The sequence below is a fragment of the Pedobacter sp. UBA5917 genome, from assembly GCF_002432345.1.
GTDB lineage: Bacteria > Bacteroidota > Bacteroidia > Sphingobacteriales > Sphingobacteriaceae > Pedobacter.
In genome coordinates this window covers 1-18,108 of record NZ_DJDT01000037.1, presented here as the reverse complement: position 1 = coordinate 18,108, position 18,108 = coordinate 1, and the positions used below count along the sequence as shown (strand labels likewise).

Here is an 18,108-nt window from a genome sequence, read left to right as displayed (position 1 = left end):
TTGTATTGTCAATAACGACAAGTAAAACAAAGAGATATGAACAAGCTTAATAACAAAGTAGCCATCATCACCGGATCGGCAAGAGGTTTGGGAAAAGCCATCGCAGAAAGATATGCAGCACTCGGCGCAAACATTGTAATCAACTATTCACGCGATAAAACTTCAGCCGATGAGGTGTTGAGCAACATCAGCGCCATGGGTGTAAAAGTAATTGCAGTACAGGCCGACGTAAGTAAGGTAGCCGACATTGAGCACCTGTTTGCCGAAGCCAAAAAAGCATTTGGTAAAATAGACATTGTGGTGGCCAATGCCGGTATCGAAATGGTAGAAACCCCGGTAACCGATTTTACAGAAGAACAGTTCGATCGTTTGTTTTCTATCAATACCAAAGGCTCGTACTTTACCATGCAGCAGGCGGCGAAAAATGTAGAAGATAACGGACGCATTATTTACATTGCTTCGAGCACCACAGCATTTCCGGTACCTGGCATGGCAGTGTATGGCGGCAGTAAAACTACACCACGTTACCTGGTAAATGTACTGGCACAGGAAATTGGCCACCGTGGGGTTACCGTTAACTCCATTATCCCTTTCGCGGTTGATCACTCCGGAATATTTGCCGACCCTAACAGTTATCCCGAACTGAGAAAAAGTTTACTCGAAAGCTGTCCGATGGGCCGTTTGGCAGAGGTAGAAGATGTGGCCAATGCTGCAGAATTTTTTGCCAGCGACCTTTCTTCATTTATAAACGGGCAGCACCTGTTGGTTAACGGTGGTGCCAATCAATAGAAATTGATCAAATATGAAAGCATTCACCATCCTTTTGATCGCGGCCATTGTATTCTCGCTCATTACTTATGCGCAACGCTATAATCCTTTATCAAAAACAACAAAAGCAAATATGGATACTGCACAGTTTAATAACCCAACCGTAAAAAAAGCCATTGATGCTTTTCAAAAAGGCGATAAAAAAGCCTGGTACGCCCTGTTTACAGCCGATGCGCAGCTTTTAGACGATGGAAATAAAATAGATTTCAAAAACTTTTCTGAAGAGGCAATCGGCCATGAACACTTTACCAGCTTTGATAAAATAGAACATAACGGCCTGCACATCTATGGGAAATTCCACAGCGATAAATGGGGCAATTTTAAAACCTATTTCAAATTTACCATCAATAAAGATGGAAAAATCAATGTGCTCGAAATCGGTCAGGCCAAATATTAATCAGGTCGATATTATAGAAAACAATCATCAAAATATTTAAAAATCAGTAAAAATATAACCATCATGGAAACAAATAAAAAAATCGCATTGGTAACCGGCGGTAGCCGCGGATTAGGTAAAAACATGGCCTTACGGATCGCAGAAAAAGGAATAAACGTTATTATCACTTACCACAGCAACGAAACTGAAGCAAAAGCAGTTGTGCAGGATATGGAAAAAATGGGCGTAAAAGCACTGGCCCTTCAGTTTGATGGCGGTAACTTGCCTGCACTCGATGGCTTTGTTGCCCGTTTAAAAAATGGATTACAAGAAACTTTCGGCGCAGATAAATTCGATTTCCTGATCAATAATGCAGGTATCGGTATTAATGCGCCTTTTGCCCAAACCACACAGGAACAGTTCGATACGCTATCCAACCTGTTGCTTAAAGGACCGTATTTTCTCACCCAATTATCACTTCCGATCCTGAACGATGGCGGTAGCATCATCAATATTTCGAGCGGTTTGGCCAGGTTCGTTGGTCCGGGTTATGCCGCTTATGGTGCCATGAAAACCGCAATGGAAACCCTTAGCCGTTACCAGGCAGTAGAATTGGGCGCCAGACAGATCAGGTGTAATACCGTAGCACCAGGTGCCATCGAAACCGATTTCGGTGGAGGTATGGTAAGGGATAACCAGGTATACAATGACGCGGTTAAAGCCAATACAGCTTTGGGCCGTGTAGGTTTGCCGCAGGATATCGGCGGCGTAGTGGCTTTCCTTTGTACGCCTGATGCAGGTTGGATTTCAGGGCAACGGATCGAAGTTTCGGGCGGTATGCGTTTGTAATTTACCTGCTCACCGATTTATTCGTAATAATAAGCAAAAGCCGCCTGTACACATAATTGCAGGCGGCTTTATTTTAGTTAAGCCACTAGGCAAATGGTAAATATAATTTCACCAATGCTGCTCAGCCGGGAATACAGATATAAGTCCATGTTTACCTCTTCTGATAATCGGGACAGGTAGTGGTAAGAATTTTTAATTATGAGGGGTGCTTGCTTAGTGTTCAAATACACTATTTCTTATTCAGGTAGTAAAAATACCTTACCCAGTTTATCAGTCATCATTTCTGTAAACCAAAGATTGCCCACCGAATCGGTTCTGATGCGGTGCATCATCGACATACGGCTTGGGATTTTAAAAGTATTAAAAGTTACACCAGAAAGATCTGCGTCGGGGAGCGTCCTGATCGATCTGTCGAAGCGGATCAGGTAATCATTTCCGGCTGGCACGGGGTTATTCATATCAACATAAACCTGTACCCATAAATTGCCTTCAAGATCGAAAGTTAAAGAAGCTAAAATGTCGTTTTTTTGTAGTGCAGGTACCGGATATTCGGTAATGTTGCCTTCCATATCTATTTTGCCGATCTTTTGGCCGGCCTCTTCTGTAAACCACATATATGGTTCAGTTGGATCGGGAATGATGGCTATAGGTCTGCTATTAGCGGTAGGGATCTTAAATTCGCGGACGGTTCCCGTGGCAGAAATATTTAAAATGCTGCTACCATATAATTCGGTTCCCCATATTCCACCGTCGGGCCCCGCCGATAAAAAAATAGGCAGTGCAGCAAGCGTTTCTAGTTGGAAATGTGTTACCCGGCCTTCAGTGTCAATGCGGCCAATAGTGCTGGTACGTTTTCCTGTAAACCATATCGATAATCCATCAGCATCCAAACCTATACCATGCGGAGCGGTATTAATTGGGTTTGCCGCACCTTCGGCATATAGTTTTACATCAATTTCGCGCACAATATTTCCCTGGTCATCTAATTGTACCACCAGACCAAAAAATTCAAGCGAAACCCATAATCTCCCTTCCTTATCTATTAGGATACCATGCGGACCACTTCCCTCGGGCATGGTATAATACTCAATCAGGTTGCCCTGATGGTCGAACTTGGCAACGCGGTGCATGTTCTGCCCGGTTACAAAAATATATTCCGTATTGATTACCAGTTCGTGTGTTGATTGAGTTTCGCCGCCTGGCCAGTTTAAGCTGTATTCAACAATATTTAAATTTTGAAAGGTATCGGGGAATTTACCAGATAAGCTGTTCATGTTTGATTTGGGATTCGTTTATTAAATATACATCATTGACTGTACATTTAACAGTTGATGGCTGATGAGATATACAAAATACTTAAAACTGAGTATAAAAAAATGATGCTTTATTGTTTAGTTTTGAAGTGTACCAAACAAATCAGGAATATTTTTCAGCATCCCACTCTCTAAATTAATCTGCCATGTACAAGCTCATCCTACCCACATTTACTACCCATTACCATTTAGATCTTTTACTGTTTTAGCTGTAATCATGCTGCACAAAAGGCGATTGATTTTTCAGTTTTAAACGGGTGATGATACACACCACGTTAAGGAGACCGCATATCAGCTTAATTATCCAATAAGCTTTTATCGGCTCCTTTATCAAGCCTAAATAACCAAACAAACAACAATTATGAAAACAGAAAATTACGATGTAATCGTTATCGGCGGAGGTGCCATAGGCCTCGCCACAGCCAGGGAGCTCGGTAAACGAAAGGCCAATACCCTGGTGCTCGAGCAGTTTACCTTTGTAAACCAGTTGGGCAGTTCGGCAGGGGTATCGCGCCAGTTCAGGATTCCGTATCCCGATGAGTACATGGTGCAGATGGCTTTAGGTGCACAACCTTACTGGGATGAGCTGGAAAAGGAAACCGGTACTTCATTGCTCGATAAAGTAGGTACACTCTGGTTTGGAGATCCTGCAGTACACTCTACCGAAGGCAATATTGCAGAGGCAGAAGCATCGTTAAAAGCCCTTAATGTTCCTTACACCACACTTACCGCAACGCAGATAGAAGAACAATACCATTTTAAAAACCTGCCGGAATCTTATACCGGACTTTTTCAGCCTGATGGTGCCAGTATCAACTTTAAAGCCACTATTGAAACGCTTTTAAGCCTTTGCCGTAAAGAAGAAACGGTGCAGCTGGAAGAGAATTCGCCGGTACTTAAAATTAACCAGGTAGGTGAGCTTTTTGAGCTCGAAACGCCAAACGGCATCTACATTGCCAAAAAACTGGCTATTGTGCCGGGGCCTTATATTAACAGTGTAATTAACCTGCTCGACTTTAAAATTGAAGCTACCTATTGGAATATGTCGTCGGCTTATTTTAAAAAAACCGATCCAAATATCCAATACCCAACCTGGTTTGTGTTCCAAAATGAAGTGGGGCAGAACGGCAACCAGTTTTATGGTTTCCCTTCGGTTGATTGGGACCATCCTGAATATATCCGTGTGGCCCCCGATTTCGTTATCGAGCCCATTGAAGAGCCCAGCGATAGAACATTGATCCCTAACGAACAGGAACTGGGTTATACCTCCGATTGGGTAAAACAGCACATGACCGGTTTGGCTACAGAACCCGAATATACTTCTACCTGTCTGATTGCCCTGAGCAAAATAGCCAATAAAGAACTTCTGATCGATTTTGCACCCAACTATGTACCTAACCATAAAAATATTGTACTGTACGCCACCGGTTGGGCAGCAAAATTTACCCCTTTCTTAGGTAAGATTATGTCTGATCTGGTACTCGATGGGCATACCGATTTTGATATTACCCCTTTCCAGTTAGGTTACAAATATTTTAAAGCTTTCTAAAAACCATCTGAATATGAACAAAAACACACCTTTAAATACAGGGAAACAACCTGATTTAAAATTAGAAGTAGCCATTATCGGCGCCGGAACCTCCGGTTTGTATACCGCTTACCGTTTGGTAACAGATAAAAAATATACCGCAAGCCAGGTACAGATTTTCGACATGAACGATAAACTGGGCGGGAGGCTTGAATCGGTAATTATGCCCGGCATGGATTTCTGGGGCGAACTGGGTGGAATGCGTTACCTTACTTCGCAGGAAATTGTAACCACTTTGATCGAGGGTTATCCGCTTTCGGAGCCTGATCTTGCAAAACGTACGCCGGTACTTAAAGATAAAATGACGCCTATTCCATTCCCTATGGGTAATCCGGCAGATCTGTTAATGTATCTTAGAAAAGAGCAGTTTAAGCAAAATGCCTGGGATGTTGCGCAGGCGGCAGGCGAAAAACTAAGCACACGCTATTACCTCAATGATGATGATTTTGGTTTCAGCTCAGATCAACTGTTCAATAAAATCATTTACGATGTATTAATGGCCGATCCGTATGTGGCTGCAACCTACAGTAAAAAAATCATCAAGGGAGATTCGATTTATGCTTATTCTTTTGAACTAACGAGCGAAGATTGGGACGATATCAAACCAAAACTGGTGTACAATTTCCCCAACTCGCCTTACGATAAACGTAAAGTAAACGACCTGGGTTTCTGGAACCTGATTAAAGACCAGGTTTCGCAGGAAGGTTATGAGTTTTTAGCCAATGCCGGCGGATATTATTCGAATACGATTAACTGGAACTCGGCCGAAGCTTTTCCTTATATGGTGGGCGATTTTTCTGCCGGAACGATCTATAAAACCATCGAAGAAGGTTACGATAGCATTGCTTATGCGGTAGCCAATGCCTATACCGACAATGAAGGAGCTTGCATCTGGTCGAAAAATAAACTGCTTACCTTTACCAAAACGCATCCTTTAATCGATACGCATAAATACCAGCTCACTTTCCTTAACCTGGAAACGAATACCACCTGGAATGTGTACGCAAATACACTTGTACTCGCTATGCCGAGAAAATCGCTGGAACTGTTGGATCAGGAGAATTTCTTTTTCAATATCAACGAAAATTCTGAACTCAATTATAATATCCGTTCGGTAATTATGGAGCCGGCCTTTAAAATATTAATGGGCTTTCCATACCCGTGGTGGAAAGATTTGGGCATCGATTCCGGTCACTCGATTACCGATTTACCGATGAGGCAATGTTATTATTTCGGTACCGATCCGGTAACCAACAACTCGATGTTACTGGGCAGTTATGGCGACATGGAAACGGAAACTTTCTGGAAAGCACTTACCGATGATAAATTACTTTTCGAAGTGAAACCGGCAAAATCGGCCTCGTTAAAAGAACTGCATCAATTGGATAGCGTACAGGCAACCAAACTGATGGTAGATGAGTTAATGACCCAGCTGCGCGAACTGCATGGGCAGGACATAACCATCCCCGAGCCTTATGTTACTTATTTCAGAGATTGGACCGATGAACCTTTCGGCGCAGGATACCATGCCTGGAAAGCGGGCTACTCGGTAGAAAATGTAATGCCATACATGCGTAAACCGGTAGGAGATGAGCAGATCCATATTATTGGCGAGGCTTATTCTGATCAGCAGGGCTGGGTAGAGGGTGCTTTTTGTGTGGCTGAAAAAATGCTGCAGGATTGTTTTGGATTAGATAGGCCTTATTGGTTAAGTCCTACTTATTATTTGGGCTGGTAGAAAGAAATACGTCATTTCGAGCGAAGTGCAGCGTAGTCGAGAAATCTATGAAGATATGTCTCTCTCCCGAAGATTCGGGACTGCGTTTCAATCGAAATGACGTTTTTTATTTGAGTTTATAAAAAGTAGCTGAGAGGTTTTAGTTATGCAGCTCAATAACTTCACTAAGATTACCGTTATTTCAAACGTAACGGAGAAATCTCAAATTCTTAAATGTAAATATTCTTAATATAATAAACGTTTTGGGGCAGCTTTCTTCCTATTAACATAAAACAGCAGCCCTGTAACTGGCAAACTGGCAGCAATTAAACCAGCCATACAGGCTAAAAATTTCCCTGCAAAGCCCATCACACTACCGGTATGGAGATCGTAGTTGAGTGCTTTTAATTTGCCTAGTGGCTTTAGTTTTTCAAAAGGTTCGCCTTGTTGCAGGAGTTTACCACTAAACTGATCAAAACGGTATTGGGTTTTCTCGTAAAGATGTGCCGTGCTCTGATAAGCGCTCACATTAACGGTTCCACTTTTTTTTGCAGGAAAATTATAGAGCAGGTAAGCCGCTTGTGGTGAAAGATTATTGGTTTTGGCTATGATTGCAGCATGTAGGCCTGCAACGCCCATTTGGGTACTGTCAGACTTTATAGCCGATTTTTGTTCGCTTACCAGATCGAATGACCATGCCAGTCCGGTTAAGGAAATAATAAAAAGTATAGCAAAAGCATAAAAGCCAAGCACGTTGTGCAAATCGTAATTTAACCGTTTAAATTTTGCCTTAAACTTGATGCTGAAACTGTTTTTAGCAGCTTTTTTGTTTTTTGGCCACCACAGCACAATACCCGATAAAAGTAGCAATACAAAGCAGATTACGGCATAACGCACCACCTGCTGACCGATTTTATCGCCCAGCAGCAAATTCATGTGCAGGGCAAGTACGATGGTGAAAAACTCTTTTTTCGAATTTTCGATCTTTACAACTTCGCCGGTATAGGGATTGATGTAGGCTTTATAATAATATTGATAATATCCCTGGTAGCCAAAAGCATCACGGTTGAGCTTTAAGGCCCTGAACATATAGGTTTTTCCGGGTTTGTTTGAGATTTCGGCCCTGGATATTTTATGTGTTTTGCCAAGTGCATTTTGCGCTTTGGTTACCAGTAAATCCAACGATAGTTTCTGCTGATCGGAGGGAATTTGAACATAAAGCCTATCCTGATAGCAGATTTCTTTCAGTTCATCGGCAAAAGCATAAATAGCCCCGGTAATCCCTAAAATAAAAGCCACCAGCCCGGAAATTAATCCGAGCCAGAGGTGTAAAAAGCTTATTTTTTTCTTAAAATCTGACCGTAACATTGGCTGAAAGGGTTCTTGGCAATTGTGGGCTTAAAACGCCCTGTCCGGTAAAATACAATACATCGCCTATGTTATCTCCTTTAAGTCCGATACGGAAGCGGGGCGTATCGTAAAATATACTGGCATTAAGTAAGGTATAGCTGGGAAAAGTAAAAGTACCTGTGGTTAACGAGTTGCCCGAAAGATATTTGCCCGCATAGTTACCGCCAAATCCGGCTCCAACACCTTTTAGTTTTCCTGTTGGCTGTACATAACTTGCCCAAAAATTGATCAGGTCTTCAGGCCCTGCCGAAGCTGGTCTTCTTCCTTCCAAAGCAACAGACGATTTGGTAAGTTTGCTTTCGTTGTGGCTATATCCGGCAACGAGGTTCAGGCCTGTTAATGGATTGGCAATCAGCTCAAATTCTACCCCTTTACTGCTTTGTGTACCGTTTTGCACCACAATGTTATAATCGGTTCCGTTTCTGGTGAGTACTTCGTCGCGGGTTACATCTTTTACCTTAATATCATAATAACTTGCGGTAAAAGACAGGCGGCCCTCAAAGATATCCATTTTTACACCACCTTCGAGCTGGTTGGCCTGTTGTGGTTTAAAGGTTCCCGAAACATCATCCAGAGGCTGGGTAACGGGTGCCACATTGCTAAAACCGTTCATGTAATTACCAAAAACGGAAAGCCTTTCTTTCAGGATATTATACACGAGACCAAATTTTGGCGATATCGCAGTTTGGTTGTAAGTGGTATTAACCTGTGGTGTATTGGTAGCAAGGTTGGTGGTGCCGAGGCTTTGGAAACGATCAACACGCAAACTTAACATGGCCAATAGGTCGTTGGTTAGGTTAATCGCATCGGAGGCATAAATGCTGTAAATGTTGCTCGAATTGTAGTTTTTAATTACTGCACCTGCTGCACCAATACCGGTGGTTGCCGCAATTTTTGCTTCGGCCTTTGCGCGGGTAAGATTCCCATATTTGGCTGCCAGTGTGCCGGCAATGGCGCTTACGGTATCGAATTTTACAATCGGGGAGTTGTTGTTATAGGTGGTTTGATTAAGGTAGTCGAGCCCTGCAACCAAGCGGTGCCTCATGCCGCCTATTTTAAGATCGGCATTAAAATTATGTTGAACCGCTGTTGATGTACCTTCGTAATTCTGGTATTGTACATTTCGCTCTACCAGGTCATCGCTCGTGGCACCGCGGATAAATTCGTACTGGTAAACCCCATCGGTTTTTCTGATGTTTCTCGAAAAGCTTGTTTGTGAGGTCCATTGATCAGAAATCTTGTAATTTAACTGTCCGTGGATATTCGATGCAGGCGCTTTTAAGGTAATATCGTTAGAGGTAAAGGAACGCTTCCAGTCGTAATTGAGTTCGGCGGGGGTAGTGGCAATATATTTCCGGGTACGGTGTAAAAATACAATTGCCGGATTGGTTCCTTCGTAATCATAAAACTCTGCATTTAACTGGAGTTCGAGTTTTTCGTTAAAGCGGTAAGAGATTACTGGTGCAATAAAAACCGATTTCCTGAATCCTGCATCCTGAAAACTGTTACGTTTATAATAAGCAGCATTTAAACGGAATTTTAAACTTTTATCTTTATTAACCGGTCCGTAAACATCGGCTGTAAGGCGGTTAAGGTTAAAGTTTCCGGTGGTATAGCCAATTTCTCCGCCAAGTGTATCCAGTGGTTTTTTGGTAACCACATTAATCAATCCGCCAAAAGTAGTGAGCGAACCGCCATATAGCGTACCCGATGGCCCTTTAATTACTTCAATTTTTTCGATATTGGCCGGGTCGATATCACCGTTCGTTTGTCCGGCAATGCCATCGATCATCGAAATACGGGTAGGGAAACCGCGCAGGTTATAGTAAACTGCACCATCGCCACTTCTGCCAATACTACCTTGCATTTTTAATACGCCCGGCGTGTTTTTCAGCACATCGGTAAGGTCGGTGGTAATCTGCTCGTTGATGAGTGATTTGGTAATGGTAGTGTATACCTGTGGATTTTCGAGGTTGTTTAATGGCAGTTTGGCTACCGTTTCACTCTTACGTACCGCGAACTTGTTTTTCTTCCGCCCATTTATTTCCACTTCGTTAAGGTCGTTGCTGTTTTCGGTCAGGTTAAAGTTGAGCACGGTGTTTTTAGCTGCATTTACATTTACCTGTTTCCGCTGCGGACTAAAACCAACATAATTGGCGGCAATGGTATAATTTCCCTCTTCGAGTTCTTTAAGAGTGTAATTTCCGTTAATATCGGCCTGTGTAGCCCTTACACCTGCAATTTCTACGGTTACATAAGCAGCAGGTTTGCCATCGCTGGTTTTTACATTTCCGGATACGCTGCCTTTTGCTGCTGTAGTTTGGATGGTAATATTCTGACCTTCGGTACTTAACCTTTTGATCTGCCGGCCCATTAAATTGGTCAGGATGTCTTTGATCGATTTATTTTCAAAATTAAAAGTCACTTTTCTGCGCACATTCAACTGGGTGCTGCTGTAAGAGAAAGTAACACCTGCTTTGGCCGCAATGGCATCGAGTGCATCGCTTAAACTGATGTTACTGGCCTGTATGCTAATGGTTTTATTCAGCAGCGAATCCTGTTGTGCCTTTATGCTAAGCGGAATAAACCATAACGAACAAAAAAATAATAGTATTAATGGGATTTTTTTCTTTGGGGTACATGCTTTGTGCATACTTTTGTTTGTTGTTTAAATGAATTGATAAATTGATTTGCAATAGCCCGGATTGAAGTTTGCAGACAGAAGCCGGGTTTTTTATTTTCCTATAACGAAGGTTTTATTTTGTTGGGAATAATCTGATTTTATGGCAAAACAGATACTGCTGAGCACTTCTTGAATACCTGGATTATTAAAAGTTCCTTTATAACGTTCGCGGTTTAGTTGTTTGTTGGCAATGATGAGTTTAATGTTATACCAGCGTTCTAAAACAGGTTTGATTTCTTCGAGGGTAAGGTCGTCTATAACAAGCCTGTTCTCTTTCCAATCGGTATATTTTGCGCTGTAAATAATGTTTTCACGGATCAGATCGGGAATATTTGTGGTATTAATGATCCCTTTTTGATTGGCTGTTAAGATGAGATTTTGACTGGTTTTTACTGCCGAGAAACTAACTTTTCCTTCTTCAACCACCAGTTCACTACGCTGTTCATCATTGTAATCGCGCAGGTTAAACCTCGTACCCAAAACTTTTGTGGTGCTGCGCGGTGAGCTGATGATAAAAGGTTTTGCAGGGTTTTTGGCTACCCTGAAATAAGCTTCGCCCATAAAACGAATTGCCCTTTTATTTCCTGCAAACACTTTTGGAAAACTGATGCTGCTTTCCGAATTGAGCCAAACTTCAGTGCTATCTGATAACCGGAGGTATTTTTTTTCTCCCTTTCTAACATTTATGGTTTGATAGTTTGGCAGGGCAGAAGGTTGCTGATTGCTTTGGGATAGGTGATAAATCAATCCCAGCATAAATACAATGGCGAAACAGGCGGCAACAGGTAGCCAAAGGCGTTTAATAATTGATTTTTTCTTCGGGGCCTCAAACTTAATCAGGTTATCTTGTTCAAGTCCATATCTTTTTGAAAGTTTTTCCCATCCATTGGCCTGATAAGCATCGGTATCAAAATCATCGGGAAAACTGAATTCAGCCTCATCAGATTCCAGCCAGGTTTCAACTGCCAGTTTTTCTTCGGTCGTACATTGGCCCAGATGATATTTCGAAATCAGTTCTTGGTTAACTTTCATGCTTATTGGAAAGAGAGGAACATTCCTTTTATAAACATGATGTATAAGTATTGTTTTCTCCTAGGTTAAAAATGGATAAAATTTGATAAATGATATAAGTTGCTGATTATGATATTGTTATTTTGTTAAGTATTTCCGTGACTTAGCGATTCGCGTAGAAACGACATGGCCTTATACAGGTGGTATTCGACAGTTTTTTCAGATATAAGAAGCCGTGAAGCAATAGTCCGGTTATTCAAACCATCGTTCTGGCTCAGGCTGTAAACCTCCTGGCAACGACTAGGAAGCCGGCCTATCAGAGTATCGAGGTTGTTGCGCAGTTCATTGTATAATACCGTATATTCTGTATTATTCTGGGCTTCGTGATAACCAGCGGGAAAACTTTCCAATAATTCTTTCCGGCGTACACTCGTACGGATGTAATCAAAAGCTTCGAGCTTGGCAGCCCTGCACAAATATGCACCAATGTCTTTTTTAAACCGGATCGTATCGCGTTTTTCCCAGATGGTAGCAAAAAGTTCCTGCGATAATTCTGCAGCAATTTCTTTGTCTTCCGTATAGTGGTAAATAATCCCAAAAACCTTTTTCCAGTAACTTTTATACAGGTGTTCGAAATTCTGCTCCGTGATGCTGTCATGGGCAAAGTTTTGATCCGGATCAGAATGGCTTCTATTTATCACCTGTTAAAAATTTGCCAAATCTAAAACATTATATGGAATCAATCTAAATAAAAAGATAAAATTATTTTTAGCTGGAAGCCAGAGGTTGGATATAAATTACCAATGATCAAACCGCAATGTTCAAAATCTGGCGATCGATTTAACAATGCAGCAATCTAACAATTTAACAATCTACGCAATTAACCCCTTGTTCTAGCGCAAGTCTTAGTGCCGATGGGCAAAGCAAAGGCCCTGACTTGTGCTTTATTAAAGTTCGGAAAGGCCTGCAGGGCAATTTATAGTTTTCAGTTGGCACTTTACAGTTTGCAATGAAAAATGGAAAGGCTATTTTAGCTAGATTCTGAAACAAGTTCAGAATGACGGATTGAGGGAAGTTTACAGTTGGCAGTTTACAGTTTGCAATGAAAACGGTAGCTTTTTTTTGGATTGTGAAACAAGTTCAGAATGACGGATTGCGAGGTATGCTCGTTTTACAGTTAACCTCCTGAGCGTAGCCGAAGGGTAAACAATTAACCGATAACCCAATAAACAAATGAACCAATGACCAATGAACTATTGAACCTCCTCTGTATATTCCACCAATAGATTAATAATGGCCGTTTTATCCTCCAGGTATTTATTGCAGAGAAAAATTCCACCCATTCCAGTTTTTGGATTGAAGAACAAAAAAGAACTTACGCCAGGATCATCACCGTCGTGCCCAATGGTGCCATTGTTATAGAGGTTCCAGAAAATACCTTTGTTGCGCTTCGCTAAGCTGATGCCTTTTGGTGGCGCCTGTGCAGAGAACTCTGGGGTAAACATGGTTTTATAAGCAGCACTTTTTAAAAGAGATTCATCGCCATTATAACCTTTAATCATTGCCATCACATATTTGCTAAGTTCGGAAGTGTTGGTCCGCAAACCACCCTCAGGATAGGTAATAAAATGGTAATAGGGAAATGGCGCATTTCGTTTATAATAAGGCTTGGCATAATTTTTTAGTGATGTATTATCCAGTTTCCATGCCGAACTGTTCATTTTGAGTGGCTTTAGAATGTATTTCGTAACAAAATCTGCATAAGGCATCCCGGCTTTGATTTCGATTAAATATGCCGCCAATGCCGAAGCAATGTTGCTATAACTCGAAGCCAGGCCTGGTGCATCCTTTCCAAAATTTTCGGGATGGTAATATTTTCCTTTTGATGACAAATAGTTATACATAAATGGTCCCAATGCACTGTCGCTAATCTCTTGACGGTAACCCAGATCCTGTAATATTTTATAAGCAGCACTATCGTAAGGGGCTAAACCGGTATCAAAATGATATACATTCGGAAAAACCGCAGGATTATCGATAATGCCCGAAGTATGGTTGCTGAGCTGGTGGATGGTAATTGTGCCACCGGGTGCATTTGGATTGGTGATTTTAAAGGGGAGGATGGTATTGATATCGGTTTCCAGATCGAAATAACCCAGTTCTATCGCTTTCATCAGGGCAACCGCAATAAAGGTTTTGCTTACCGAACCGATATTCTGTATGCTTCGATCGCTATATTTTGTGCTGTTCTCCATATTGGCATAACCAAAATCGTGCTGATAGATGATTTTATGGGCATCAACCAATACTACCGACATACCGGGCAGGCTATCTCTATCATAAAAAGCCTGTAGCGATGAGGTGAGCTGCTCTGCTTTTGTTTGGCTCCAGGTAACGTTGCTGCAGGTTAACAGCATCAAACCTATCCATATAAATTTCCGGTTTTTCATGATCATCATATTTTAATCTGCAGCAAATTTATAGATCGGTAAAGGGAGAAGATTGTATAAAATCGAAATGCCCGGATATTGGTAAAATGTAGCCATTATGATCAAAAAGCGAAGGTGTTTCGCCCATAATGCGCTGGTACGACCTGATAAAATGCGACTGATCGTAATAACCATGGCGATGGGCAAGTACACTTAAATAACCACGGGATTGGAACTGGTCAAATTCTTCCATTACTTTTCTGAACTGCAGAATCCGTTGGATCTCCTTTGCCGTAGGGCCAACGAGTGCTTTAAATTTCTGTTCGATACGGCGTTGGGTGTATCCCGATGGTAAAGCCAGGTCGGCAATGCGGTGCTGTTGCGCCTGACTGTTTTCGAGCCGGTTAAAAGCCCATTGTATCAACGAACTATCAGCGTTTTGTTGCAGGTAACTTTCCAATTTTTGGCAGAGTTCTGCAGCCACAATTTTCTGTTCTGCCTGGTTTACATTCAGTAATTTGCGGTAAAGTTTTGTATTGAGGTATGCTAAACTGATCACATTATTAACGAGATCCTTCATCGGAAAATTGGTAATAAGCGCGGGTAGCCATGGTTTTACCTGTGCCATAACGGCCCTGGTATGTGGCGATAAGCTAATGCCGATGCGTTTGGTCATCTGCCCCGCAATATAAATACCTGCCGGCAGCTCAATTGGTTTATCATCAATTTTTAAACAAACACCTTTGCCATCGATAAAAACCAGGGTACAATAACCGTTCGGGAGGGCGTATTTAACCGGTGTATAAAAAGCATGTGCAAGGTTATCAAGTGTCCAGAATTTTTGGATATAACCATTATAACGGTGTGGAACGGAAAGCTCGCTGTAGTAGGTGCTCATTTTTTATTGCTGATCGGTAAACCTGCATCGGGTTGATACTAATATCTTAATTTAAAACAGGATATCAAATCCGATCAGTTATAAATGTACTTTGTTACAGATCATGATGATTGCAGAAGGGCAGAAGGTGCTTTGCCAAACGCTTTTTTAAAGGCAAAAGAAAAATGCGAAAGGTCTTCGAAACCCACCTGCAGATAAACCTCCGTTGGTTTCTGCCTTTTCTTCTGGATCAGAAAATGTGCTTCCTGCAAACGCTTTTGGATCAGCCAGCGCCTTGGGGCATCTTTAAAAATCCTTTCAAAATCGCGTTTAAAACCCGATAAACTTCTTCCCGTAAGGTAGGCAAAACGTTCGATGCTTACATTGAACTTGAAATTCCGGTTCATAAAAGATTCGAGATCGATTTTTCCCGGATCGCTGAAATCGAAAATTACATTCAGTAGTTCCGGATTGGTTTTGAGCAGGAGCAGCACCAGTTCTTTCTTCTTCAGGAACATAAGTTCGATACTTTCCGCATCAGTGCCCTGTATATATGGACTTACCGATTGTACGTAGTTTGCAAACAGCGGATTAGGTTGCAGCGGGATAATGGCGCTGTTAATAGAAGAAATTTCTTCGTTATAAGCATATTCTTTTTGAAAGGTTTTTAAAAAATCCTGGTTTAAAAAGGTAGAAACAGTTTTAAAATCGCCACCTTCCGGACCTTTTTTAAAATACCTTGCCAAACTGTTTCGCTTCGCAAAAAAGTAATCGCCATCTTTAAAATGATATTCTTTACTGCCATCGTAAAACGAAATCGTACCCGAAACAATATGGATAAAAATATGCTCAGATATAAACTGCTCAGCCGAAATAGTAGGCTGGTAGTGGCAGGAAGAAGCCATGGTTTCGTTCATGTTGTTGTTTCGTTTTAATTGTCATTCTGAGCGCAGCGAAGAATCTTTACCCTATGGAATACTGTTAACTGCCAGTGATTCTTTAATAAAGGGTTCTGTGCCTTTACATAACAGATTCTTCATTGCATTCAGAATGACAAAATAATTTTAAAGATACTTTTTATAACTCTCTTTAATCGTATTTACATAATCCTGATCGGCCAGGTTCTGTCTGTTGGCCATACGCTGTTTAAAATCATCATTACCCACCACATACCTCAAAGTATCTTTACCATCGGTTACGGCCTCGTAAATTACATCTACAACTTCATCTGCACTGGCCAAACGCTGACCGGATAAATCAGCAAAAAGCTGCCCTACAGCGCCAATAAAATGGTTATAATCTTCAATTACCGGTTTGTCTGCAAATTTTTCGCCGCTTACTGCACTAAAGTTGGTGGTTGCGCCGCCTGGTTCTACAATTTTTACGCCGATGTTAAGGTCGGCCAATTCGAATGATAAGGATTCTGAGAAACCTTCTAAAGCAAATTTCGAAGCCGAATAAAGGGAAATTAACGGTAGAGTAAACTTGCCAGCTCCAGAGCTGATGTTAATGATCATACCCGATTTTTTAGCCCTAAAGTGCGGTAGGATAGCCCTAATGGTGTCCATTACACCAAATACATTAATGTCGAATTGCGTTCTTACCTGTTCTTCTGGCGTAGCCTCAAAAATCCCGAATTCGCCATAGCCTGCATTATTTACCAGAACATCGATACTGCCGAATTTTTCAATACCCTGTTGTATGGCCGATTGGATGGTATCTTGTTTCTGTACATCAAGTTGGGTAATAAAAATGTTTTCGTTATTGATGAGTTCCTGTTCTTTTTCAGGACTGCGCATGGTGGCAATTACGTTCCAGCCCTGCGCTGCAAAATGTTTTGCACTTGCTTTTCCGATGCCCGATGACGCACCGGTTATTAATATGGTCTTTTTCATATTTCTTTATTTTTATACCACAAAGTTGGGGATTAATGAGGTTGTCTGTTTTGTTGCACGGTCCAGAATATTTTGTTGCAAAGTCCATTTCTAGCATTGCGTCCTCCTGAACTTGTTTCAGGATCTAACACAGAACTCTTCAGTCTCCGCGCTCTTTGCGGTTAAAAATGATGTGTTTAGTTTAAGTTAATCCGATTTTAATTATTTTCGTGCTGCAAGCTTAACCAAACCATGCCATATATCCTTAACGTTCCTTTCGCTGATAAAGACGAGGCCAAAGCACTTGGTGCTTACTGGCTTACCGAAATCAAAAAATGGATTATTCCGGACCATATCGATGATATTAACCGTTTTGCAAAGTGGATCCCGGCTGGCCGTTTAGATTGTATTGTCCGCAAGCCCTATCTGTTGGCTAAAGCAACAAGGATTTGCTGGAAATGTGGACAGAAAACGCCGGTTATGGCTCCGGCAGCGGTAAATTATTATCATTTAGAGCAGCTAAATGAAGATGATCCCGATGGAGGGGAAGTTGCCTGGGTAAAAGGCGAAAATCCAACCTTGTTCAGTTATCTCCAAAGCGCAGATCTTCCGGCTATGGAACATTTCAAAAAGGCCCATCCACAGTTTAAGTATAGTTTTTCTAAAGCAATCCAGTTTTCTTATTGGGCAAATACCTGCAAACACTGCGGCATATTACAGGGCGATTTCGAACTCCATGACGAGCCCGGCGGACCGTTTTTTCCCATTGCCTACGATCCTGATGATATTAAGATTGAAGCATTTCAACTGGATTACGATTATGCGATCGAAGGTGAATACGGGGGAGAGCAGTTTGAGGAAATGGATTTCTCGGAGTTTATTAAATAAAAAACGTAAAAGCCTTTTCGATTAAAGGGTTTTAACCACAGATGCACACAGATAAACACGGATTTATCTTAATGTGCATCTTTTTTATCTCCCAATCATCGAAATAAGTAACGGTTAAATATTTGGCTTCATAATATTGCGTGTATGGCCCTTATTTACAGTATATTCTACTTATGGTTTTCCTGCAGATTTAAGATGCTAAACGCAGAAGCCCATTGACTTGGTTGTTTGGGTTATTCTGCATTAATCTGGGCAATCAGCGGGA

At 41.5% G+C, this 18,108-nt stretch carries 15 protein-coding genes; 6 read left to right on the top strand and 9 right to left on the bottom strand.

Translation table 11 applies throughout. From position 1 onward, the window contains the following. Window positions 1-36 precede the first annotated feature (36 nt). The 3 genes from B2V92_RS02510 to B2V92_RS02500 all read left to right on the top strand — a co-directional run bounded on the left by B2V92_RS02510 (window position 37) and on the right by B2V92_RS02500 (window position 2,053). Window positions 37-789 carry a glucose 1-dehydrogenase gene (locus B2V92_RS02510; RefSeq protein ID WP_293304548.1) on the top strand — a complete coding sequence of 251 codons (753 nt, stop codon included), beginning with the start codon at window positions 37-39 and terminating at the stop codon, window positions 787-789. Between the two features lie 13 nt (window positions 790-802). Then, window positions 803-1,225 (top strand): hypothetical protein, encoded by a 423-nt coding sequence (locus B2V92_RS02505; protein ID WP_293304546.1) that lies wholly within the window; start codon window positions 803-805, stop codon window positions 1,223-1,225. Between the two features lie 63 nt (window positions 1,226-1,288). Further along, window positions 1,289-2,053: an SDR family NAD(P)-dependent oxidoreductase gene (locus tag B2V92_RS02500; RefSeq protein ID WP_293304544.1), complete on the top strand. Its 765-nt coding sequence runs from the start codon at window positions 1,289-1,291 to the stop codon at window positions 2,051-2,053. A gap of 236 nt (window positions 2,054-2,289) precedes the next feature. Here the strand turns inward: B2V92_RS02500 and B2V92_RS02495 are convergent, their stop codons facing one another. Continuing rightward, complete coding sequence (locus B2V92_RS02495; RefSeq protein WP_293304542.1) at window positions 2,290-3,327, bottom strand: virginiamycin B lyase family protein; 1,038 nt, start codon at window positions 3,325-3,327, stop codon at window positions 2,290-2,292. Window positions 3,328-3,727: 400 nt separating this feature from the next. Between B2V92_RS02495 and B2V92_RS02490 the strand changes: the two genes are divergently transcribed. Next, window positions 3,728-4,915: an FAD-dependent oxidoreductase gene (locus tag B2V92_RS02490; protein ID WP_293304540.1), complete on the top strand. Its 1,188-nt coding sequence runs from the start codon at window positions 3,728-3,730 to the stop codon at window positions 4,913-4,915. 13 nt (window positions 4,916-4,928) lie between these two features. Beyond that, window positions 4,929-6,692: a flavin monoamine oxidase family protein gene (locus tag B2V92_RS02485; RefSeq protein ID WP_293304538.1), complete on the top strand. Its 1,764-nt coding sequence runs from the start codon at window positions 4,929-4,931 to the stop codon at window positions 6,690-6,692. 225 nt (window positions 6,693-6,917) lie between these two features. Here the strand turns inward: B2V92_RS02485 and B2V92_RS02480 are convergent, their stop codons facing one another. From B2V92_RS02480 to B2V92_RS02445, 8 genes are all read right to left on the bottom strand, one after another. Next, window positions 6,918-8,039, bottom strand: coding sequence for a PepSY-associated TM helix domain-containing protein (locus B2V92_RS02480; protein WP_293304536.1), 1,122 nt, complete (start codon window positions 8,037-8,039; stop codon window positions 6,918-6,920). After that, the gene (locus B2V92_RS02475) at window positions 8,020-10,734 is read right to left on the bottom strand and encodes a TonB-dependent receptor (protein WP_293304534.1); all 2,715 of its coding nucleotides are present in this window, start codon (window positions 10,732-10,734) and stop codon (window positions 8,020-8,022) included. The genes B2V92_RS02480 and B2V92_RS02475 overlap by 20 nt, the downstream gene beginning before the upstream one ends. 81 nt (window positions 10,735-10,815) lie before the next feature. Further along, window positions 10,816-11,796: a FecR family protein gene (locus tag B2V92_RS02470; protein WP_293304532.1), complete on the bottom strand. Its 981-nt coding sequence runs from the start codon at window positions 11,794-11,796 to the stop codon at window positions 10,816-10,818. Window positions 11,797-11,921: 125 nt separating this feature from the next. Continuing rightward, window positions 11,922-12,476: an RNA polymerase sigma-70 factor gene (locus B2V92_RS02465; protein WP_293304530.1), complete on the bottom strand. Its 555-nt coding sequence runs from the start codon at window positions 12,474-12,476 to the stop codon at window positions 11,922-11,924. A gap of 552 nt (window positions 12,477-13,028) precedes the next feature. After that, window positions 13,029-14,225, bottom strand: a complete 1,197-nt coding sequence (locus tag B2V92_RS02460) for a serine hydrolase domain-containing protein (RefSeq protein ID WP_293304528.1) — start codon at window positions 14,223-14,225, stop codon at window positions 13,029-13,031. Window positions 14,226-14,253: 28 nt separating this feature from the next. Further along, on the bottom strand, window positions 14,254-15,102 hold the full coding sequence (locus tag B2V92_RS02455; RefSeq protein ID WP_293304526.1) for a DUF6597 domain-containing transcriptional factor: 849 nt from the start codon (window positions 15,100-15,102) through the stop codon (window positions 14,254-14,256). Window positions 15,103-15,203: 101 nt separating this feature from the next. Next, window positions 15,204-15,998, bottom strand: coding sequence for a helix-turn-helix domain-containing protein (locus tag B2V92_RS02450; protein WP_293304524.1), 795 nt, complete (start codon window positions 15,996-15,998; stop codon window positions 15,204-15,206). Window positions 15,999-16,145: 147 nt separating this feature from the next. Further along, the gene (locus B2V92_RS02445) at window positions 16,146-16,976 is read right to left on the bottom strand and encodes an SDR family oxidoreductase (protein WP_293304522.1); all 831 of its coding nucleotides are present in this window, start codon (window positions 16,974-16,976) and stop codon (window positions 16,146-16,148) included. Window positions 16,977-17,207: 231 nt separating this feature from the next. On the opposite strand from B2V92_RS02445, the gene B2V92_RS02440 reads away from it, so the two are divergent. Next, window positions 17,208-17,843 carry a DUF5710 domain-containing protein gene (locus tag B2V92_RS02440; protein ID WP_293304520.1) on the top strand — a complete coding sequence of 212 codons (636 nt, stop codon included), beginning with the start codon at window positions 17,208-17,210 and terminating at the stop codon, window positions 17,841-17,843. Window positions 17,844-18,108 lie beyond the last annotated feature (265 nt).

Bases quoted from the DNA above. Each gene is read 5' to 3' on its own strand.
- B2V92_RS02455 (WP_293304526.1), bottom strand. From the start codon at position 15,102: ATGAGCACCTACTACAGCGAGCTTTCCGTTCCACACCGTTATAATGGT.
- B2V92_RS02445 (WP_293304522.1), bottom strand. From the start codon at position 16,976: ATGAAAAAGACCATATTAATAACCGGTGCGTCATCGGGCATCGGAAAA.
- B2V92_RS02490 (WP_293304540.1), top strand. From the start codon at position 3,728: ATGAAAACAGAAAATTACGATGTAATCGTTATCGGCGGAGGTGCCATA.
- B2V92_RS02450 (WP_293304524.1), bottom strand. From the start codon at position 15,998: ATGAACGAAACCATGGCTTCTTCCTGCCACTACCAGCCTACTATTTCG.
- B2V92_RS02500 (WP_293304544.1), top strand. From the start codon at position 1,289: ATGGAAACAAATAAAAAAATCGCATTGGTAACCGGCGGTAGCCGCGGA.
- B2V92_RS02510 (WP_293304548.1), top strand. From the start codon at position 37: ATGAACAAGCTTAATAACAAAGTAGCCATCATCACCGGATCGGCAAGA.
- B2V92_RS02480 (WP_293304536.1), bottom strand. From the start codon at position 8,039: ATGTTACGGTCAGATTTTAAGAAAAAAATAAGCTTTTTACACCTCTGG.
- B2V92_RS02485 (WP_293304538.1), top strand. From the start codon at position 4,929: ATGAACAAAAACACACCTTTAAATACAGGGAAACAACCTGATTTAAAA.
- B2V92_RS02495 (WP_293304542.1), bottom strand. From the start codon at position 3,327: ATGAACAGCTTATCTGGTAAATTCCCCGATACCTTTCAAAATTTAAAT.
- B2V92_RS02460 (WP_293304528.1), bottom strand. From the start codon at position 14,225: ATGAAAAACCGGAAATTTATATGGATAGGTTTGATGCTGTTAACCTGC.
- B2V92_RS02440 (WP_293304520.1), top strand. From the start codon at position 17,208: ATGCCATATATCCTTAACGTTCCTTTCGCTGATAAAGACGAGGCCAAA.
- B2V92_RS02475 (WP_293304534.1), bottom strand. From the start codon at position 10,734: ATGCACAAAGCATGTACCCCAAAGAAAAAAATCCCATTAATACTATTA.
- B2V92_RS02470 (WP_293304532.1), bottom strand. From the start codon at position 11,796: ATGAAAGTTAACCAAGAACTGATTTCGAAATATCATCTGGGCCAATGT.
- B2V92_RS02505 (WP_293304546.1), top strand. From the start codon at position 803: ATGAAAGCATTCACCATCCTTTTGATCGCGGCCATTGTATTCTCGCTC.